Origin of the sequence: Stutzerimonas stutzeri SDM-LAC (assembly GCF_000235745.1) — a bacterium.
Lineage (GTDB): Bacteria > Pseudomonadota > Gammaproteobacteria > Pseudomonadales > Pseudomonadaceae > Stutzerimonas > Stutzerimonas stutzeri_H.
This window is the reverse complement of sequence record NZ_AGSX01000012.1, coordinates 1-5215: the sequence shown is the minus strand read 5'-3', so window position 1 is coordinate 5215 and position 5215 is coordinate 1. Positions and strand designations below refer to the sequence as shown.

General features: G+C 58.4%; 6 protein-coding genes. All 6 read right to left on the bottom strand.

Annotation, left to right across the window (positions count from 1 at the left end):
- Window positions 1–264, bottom strand: a 264-nt coding sequence (locus PSTU_RS0101560; RefSeq protein WP_019339293.1) for a FixH family protein, incomplete at its 3' end; no start/stop codon positions are given.
- Between the two features lie 11 nt (window positions 265–275).
- A complete protein-coding gene (gene ccoG, locus PSTU_RS0101555) occupies window positions 276–1688 on the bottom strand; it encodes a cytochrome c oxidase accessory protein CcoG (RefSeq protein ID WP_019339292.1) in 1413 nt (470 codons plus the stop codon).
- A gap of 135 nt (window positions 1689–1823) precedes the next feature.
- Window positions 1824–2741, bottom strand: a complete 918-nt coding sequence (gene ccoP / locus PSTU_RS0101550; protein WP_019339291.1) for a cytochrome-c oxidase, cbb3-type subunit III — start codon at window positions 2739–2741, stop codon at window positions 1824–1826.
- Window positions 2742–2924 carry a CcoQ/FixQ family Cbb3-type cytochrome c oxidase assembly chaperone gene (locus tag PSTU_RS0101545; protein ID WP_019339290.1) on the bottom strand — a complete coding sequence of 61 codons (183 nt, stop codon included), beginning with the start codon at window positions 2922–2924 and terminating at the stop codon, window positions 2742–2744.
- Between the two features lie 6 nt (window positions 2925–2930).
- Window positions 2931–3542, bottom strand: coding sequence for a cytochrome-c oxidase, cbb3-type subunit II (ccoO, locus tag PSTU_RS0101540; RefSeq protein ID WP_019339289.1), 612 nt, complete (start codon window positions 3540–3542; stop codon window positions 2931–2933).
- Window positions 3543–3554: 12 nt separating this feature from the next.
- Window positions 3555–4982, bottom strand: coding sequence for a cytochrome-c oxidase, cbb3-type subunit I (ccoN, locus tag PSTU_RS0101535; RefSeq protein WP_019339288.1), 1428 nt, complete (start codon window positions 4980–4982; stop codon window positions 3555–3557).
- Window positions 4983–5215 lie beyond the last annotated feature (233 nt).

The following is a 5215-nucleotide window of genomic DNA, read 5'->3' as shown; positions in this document are numbered from 1 at the left end:
CTGGACCTCGGCGAGTCCACGTTCGTCGTTGAGGTTGATTTGCGCCTGCATTTGCAGGCGCTCGGCGAGTTTCTCGCGTTCCAGTGACTGGTTTATACCCTTGCCGGCGTCGTAATAGTTGTCCGAGACGAGGGTGTCGGCATTGCGAATCGCGATCGTCAGCATCGAGGTGCCGAGAATGACCGACATCAGCAGGATGCCGATCACGAACCAGGCCCAGAACTGCGTATACCAACGTGTGTTTTCGTGGTCGGAATGGCTCATGTACTACCTGTTTAGCGGATGCTTGGGCCGATGAAACGGCTATCGGCTTCATCTTCAATTGTGGAGTCATCCGCCGATCTGATGTGGAAGACGACTTCGTTAGTGCTCGAAGGTAGCTGCTCTGGCGCGACTGACAGCTCCACTGGAACGGTGACCAGCTCGCCTGCTTCAGCACGAATCTGGTTGCGTCCCTCGTATTGCAAGCCTTCAAGGCCAACGGCCTCGATGATGAAGGTTTGCTCGGTTTGGGCCTTGTTCATCACCTTGAGGGTATAAACGTTTTCGATCCGTCCTTGCTCATTTTCTCGGTAGAGCACGCGGTCCTTGAGTACGTCGAGCTTAACTAGCGCGCGGTCCGAGACGGCATAGGCGAATACGCCCATCATTGCCGTCAGCGCAACGGCGTAGCCGATCAGCCGTGGCCGCACCAGACGGGTTTTTTGTCCGGACAGGTTGTGTTCGGTGGTATAGCTAATCAGCCCGCGCGGATAGTTCATTTTGTCCATGATGGTGTCGCAGGCGTCGATGCAGGCGGCACAGCCGATGCATTCGACCTGCAGCCCGTCGCGGATGTCGATGCCCGTGGGACAGACCTGTACACACATGGTGCAGTCGATGCAATCGCCCAAGCCCATTGCCTTGTAATCGGCATCCTTTTTCCGCGGCCCGCGACGCTCGCCGCGACGTGGATCGTAGGAGACGATCAGGGTGTCCTTGTCGAACATGACGCTCTGGAAACGAGCATACGGGCACATGTAAATGCATACCTGCTCGCGCAGATAGCCGGCGTTGCCGTAGGTCGCGAGTGCAAAGAAGCCCACCCAGAACGCCGCCCAGCCGCCAACCTGGAATGTCACGAGGTCAGGCACCAGGTCCCGGATCGGCGTGAAATAGCCAACAAAGGTAATGCCGATCGCCAGCGAAACTGCCAGCCAGATCGAATGCTTGGCTGCTTTGCGCAAGAACTTGTTGGCACTCATGGGCGCCTTGTCGAGCTTCATGCGCTGGTTTCGGTCGCCCTCGGTGACCTTCTCCGCCCACATAAAGACCCAGGTAAAGACGCTTTGGGGGCAGGTATAGCCGCACCAGATGCGACCGGCGAAAACGGTGATGAAAAACAGGCCGAATGCGCAAATGATCAGCAGTGCCGAAAGCAGGATGAAGTCTTGGGGCCAGAACGTGGCGCCGAAGATGTAGAACTTGCGCTCTGGCAAGTCCCACCAGACCGCTTGCCGCCCGTTCCAGGTCAGCCACACGGTGCCGAAGTAAAGCAGGAACAGCAGTGCGCCACCTACGAGTCGCAAGTTGCGAAACAGGCCGCTGAAGGCTCGGGTGTAGATTTTTTCGCGCGCGGCGTAGAGGTCGCCCGATGCGTCGGGCTTGGCGGGAGGAGTTACGTTGCGGACGGGAATCTGCTCAGTCATCAAATGCGTACCACGGCGGAGGGTGAGTGTCCCGGCCGATACATGTCGGCCGGGATCTTTTGCTTACCTGCTGCGAATGGTACGCCCCGTCAATTGGACAAAGGTGCGACCTCGGGTCGCGCCAGGCCTGATGGCTCAGTCTTCCGACTTTTGCGAGAGGCTATACACATACGCTGCCAGCAGGTGCACCTTGTCGTTGCCAAGAATGTGTTCCTGGGCAGGCATCCGGCCATTCCGACCGTAGCGTAGGGTCTGCTGAATCTGCCCAAAACTCGAGCCGTACAGCCAGACGTTGTCGGTCAGGTCGGGAGCGCCCATGGCCTGAGTGCCTTTGCCTGCAGGCCCGTGACACGCTACACAGTTGGCTGCGAAGATTTTTTGACCCTGCTCAATGTCGACGTTGATCCCCTCTGGGGTATCGCGGCCGGACAGGCTGCGAACGTAGCCGGCCACATTGCGAATGCCATCTTCGCCAATCACATCGCGCCATGCGGGCATGGCTGCCTGCCGGCCACCCATGATGGTGGTCTTGATGGTTTCAGGCGCGCCGCCCCATAGCCAGTCGTTGTCGGTCAGGTTAGGGAAGCCGTAGGCACCCTTGGCATCCGAACCATGGCAGACCGAGCAGTTGGAGGCAAACAGACGGCCGCCCATTTTCAGCGCTTGCGGATCCTGGGCAACCTGCTCAACAGGCATCGCCGCGAACTTGGCATAAAGCGGACCATACTGCTCACCGGCCTTGTCCATTTCGCGCTGCCATTCCTTCACCTGCGTCCAGCCGCCTTCGTAACCTGGCATCACGCCTTTCCAGTTGCCCAGGCCTGGGTACAGCACGAGATAGCCAAGCGCAAAGATCACTGTGGCAACGAACAGCATGAACCACCAGCGCGGAAGCGGGTTGTCGTATTCCTCGATACCGTCATACGAATGGCCGACGGTTTCTTCGGTGCTGTCGTGGCGTTGTCCCTTGCGAGTTGCGAGCAGCAGCCAGACCAGGGCGGCAATGGTCCCCAGGCTCAGCAGGGTGATGTACCAACTCCAAAACGAGGTCATTTATTTCTTACTCCTGGAAGCTTCTTCATCACGCTTCTTGGCGTCGGGCTCGTCTGCGAAAGGCAGATTCGCTGCTTCGTCGAAGCTTTTCTTGCGCTTGCTGCTATAAGCCCAGAGCACGACGCCAATAAATGCGACGAAAACAAGAATGGTGCCCAGGCCGCGAAGAGTCCCGATATCCATGGTGCGTTACCGTTTGTTGGTGAGTGCGGTGCCAAGTACTTGCAAATAGGCGACGAGGGCGTCCATTTCGGATTTGCCCTTGACCGCATCCTTGGCACCGGCGATGTCTTCTTCGGTGTAAGGCACGCCAACGCTGCGCAGTGCAACCATCTTGTCGGCGGTGTCCTTGCCGTCGAGGCTATGCTCGACCAGCCAAGGGTAGGAAGGCATTTTCGATTCCGGGACTACGTTGCGCGGGTTATAGAGGTGCGCACGGTGCCAGTCGTCGGAGTAACGGCCGCCGACGCGGGCCAGGTCTGGACCGGTGCGCTTGGAGCCCCACAGGAACGGGTGGTCGTAAACGCTTTCACCCGCAACGGAGTAGTGGCCGTAACGCTCGGTTTCAGCGCGGAACGGACGGATCATCTGCGAATGGCAACCGACGCAGCCTTCGCGGATGTAGATGTCACGGCCTTCCAGCTGCAGCGCGGTGTAAGGCTTCATGCCTTCCACAGGCTCGTTGACTACGTCCTGGAAGAACAGCGGGACGATCTGGGTCAGACCACCGATGCTCACCGCCAGGATCATGAACAGCGTCAGCAGGCCGACGTTCTTTTCGAGTATTTCGTGATTCTTCATTTATACGTTCCCTCAGGCGATCTGCGCAGCGGCTTCGAACTCAGCCGCCTTGGCGGCACGCACAGTGCGCCAGGTGTTGTAAGCCATCAGCAACATGCCGGTCAGGAAGAACACGCCACCGAGCCAGCGGACGATGAAGCCCGGGTGACTTGCCTCCAGCGCCTCGACGAAGGAGTAGGTGAGCGTGCCGTCTTCGTTGATTGCACGCCACATCAGACCCTGGGTGATGCCGTTGACCCACATCGAGGCGATGTAGAGCACGGTGCCGATAGTGGCCAGCCAGAAGTGCGCGTTGATCAGACCGATGCTGTGCATCTGCTCGCGAGCAAAAACCTTCGGGATCAGGTGATACATGGAGCCGATGGTGATCATCGCTACCCAGCCGAGGGCGCCGGCATGAACGTGGCCGATGGTCCAGTCGGTGTAGTGGGACAGGGCGTTGACGGTCTTGATCGCCATCATCGGACCTTCGAAGGTCGACATGCCGTAGAACGCCAGGGAGACGACGAGGAAGCGCAGGATCGGGTCGGTGCGCAGCTTATGCCAGGCTCCCGAGAGCGTCATCATGCCGTTGATCATGCCGCCCCAGCTTGGCGCCAGCAGGATAATGGACATCACCATGCCCAGGCTTTGTGCCCACTCCGGCAGCGCGGTGTAGTGCAGGTGGTGCGGGCCGGCCCAGATATAGAGGGTGATCAATGCCCAGAAATGCACGATGGAGAGGCGGTAAGAGTAAACCGGCCGGCCAGCCTGCTTGGGTACGAAGTAATACATCATCCCGAGGAAGCCGGTGGTCAGGAAGAAGCCCACGGCGTTGTGGCCATACCACCACTGCACCATCGCGTCGGTCGCACCCGAGTAGATCGAGTAGGACTTGAACCAGGTTACCGGTACTTCAAGGTTGTTGACGATGTGCAGCATCGCCGTCACCAGAATGAAGCCGCCAAAGAACCAGTTGCCGACATAAATATGCGCAGCCTTACGCTTCATGATGGTGCCGAAGAACACCACTGCGTAGCTGACCCATACGAGCGTAATCAGGATATCGATCGGCCATTCCAGCTCGGCGTATTCCTTGGAGCTGGTGAAGCCCTGCGGCAGGGTGATCACAGCCAGAACCAGGACCGCCTGCCAACCCCAGAAGGTGAACGCGGCGAGGCCATCGGAAAACAGGCGTGCCTGCGAAGTCCGCTGGACCACATAAAAAGAGGTGGCCATCAGCGCACAACCACCGAAGGCGAAAATCACCGCGTTGGTGTGCAGCGGGCGCAAGCGACCAAAACTGGTCCAGGGTAGGTCAAAGTTGAGTTCAGGCCATACCAGCTGTGCGGCGATAAGCACGCCCAGGCCCATTCCGATAATTCCCCACACCACCGTCATGATGGCGAATTGGCGAACCACCTTATAGTTATATGCAGTCTCACTTATTGCTGTGCTCATGCAAGGCTTCCACGCTAATGGCATTTCAAGGGGGCAAAAACGGCGGCAAGTATGGAGAAAGGAGGGGGGCAATGCAATCAAGGCCCAGGCCGTCTCATGCCGTTCAGACCCTGATTCCAAGCGTTTTCCATGCTTTTTGCAGGGTCGTTTTACACACCATGCCGATGTGTTGAATCGAGGGCTTCGCCTGCTAGTTCCGCGCGACTTCGGCGAGTAGCAAGCAATATTAGAAC

Coding starts and splice junctions, on each gene's coding strand:
- ccoO (WP_019339289.1), bottom strand. CDS start 3,542: ATGAAGAATCACGAAATACTCGAAAAGAACGTCGGCCTGCTGACGCTG.
- PSTU_RS0101545 (WP_019339290.1), bottom strand. CDS start 2,924: ATGGATATCGGGACTCTTCGCGGCCTGGGCACCATTCTTGTTTTCGTC.
- ccoN (WP_019339288.1), bottom strand. CDS start 4,982: ATGAGCACAGCAATAAGTGAGACTGCATATAACTATAAGGTGGTTCGC.
- ccoP (WP_019339291.1), bottom strand. CDS start 2,741: ATGACCTCGTTTTGGAGTTGGTACATCACCCTGCTGAGCCTGGGGACC.
- ccoG (WP_019339292.1), bottom strand. CDS start 1,688: ATGACTGAGCAGATTCCCGTCCGCAACGTAACTCCTCCCGCCAAGCCC.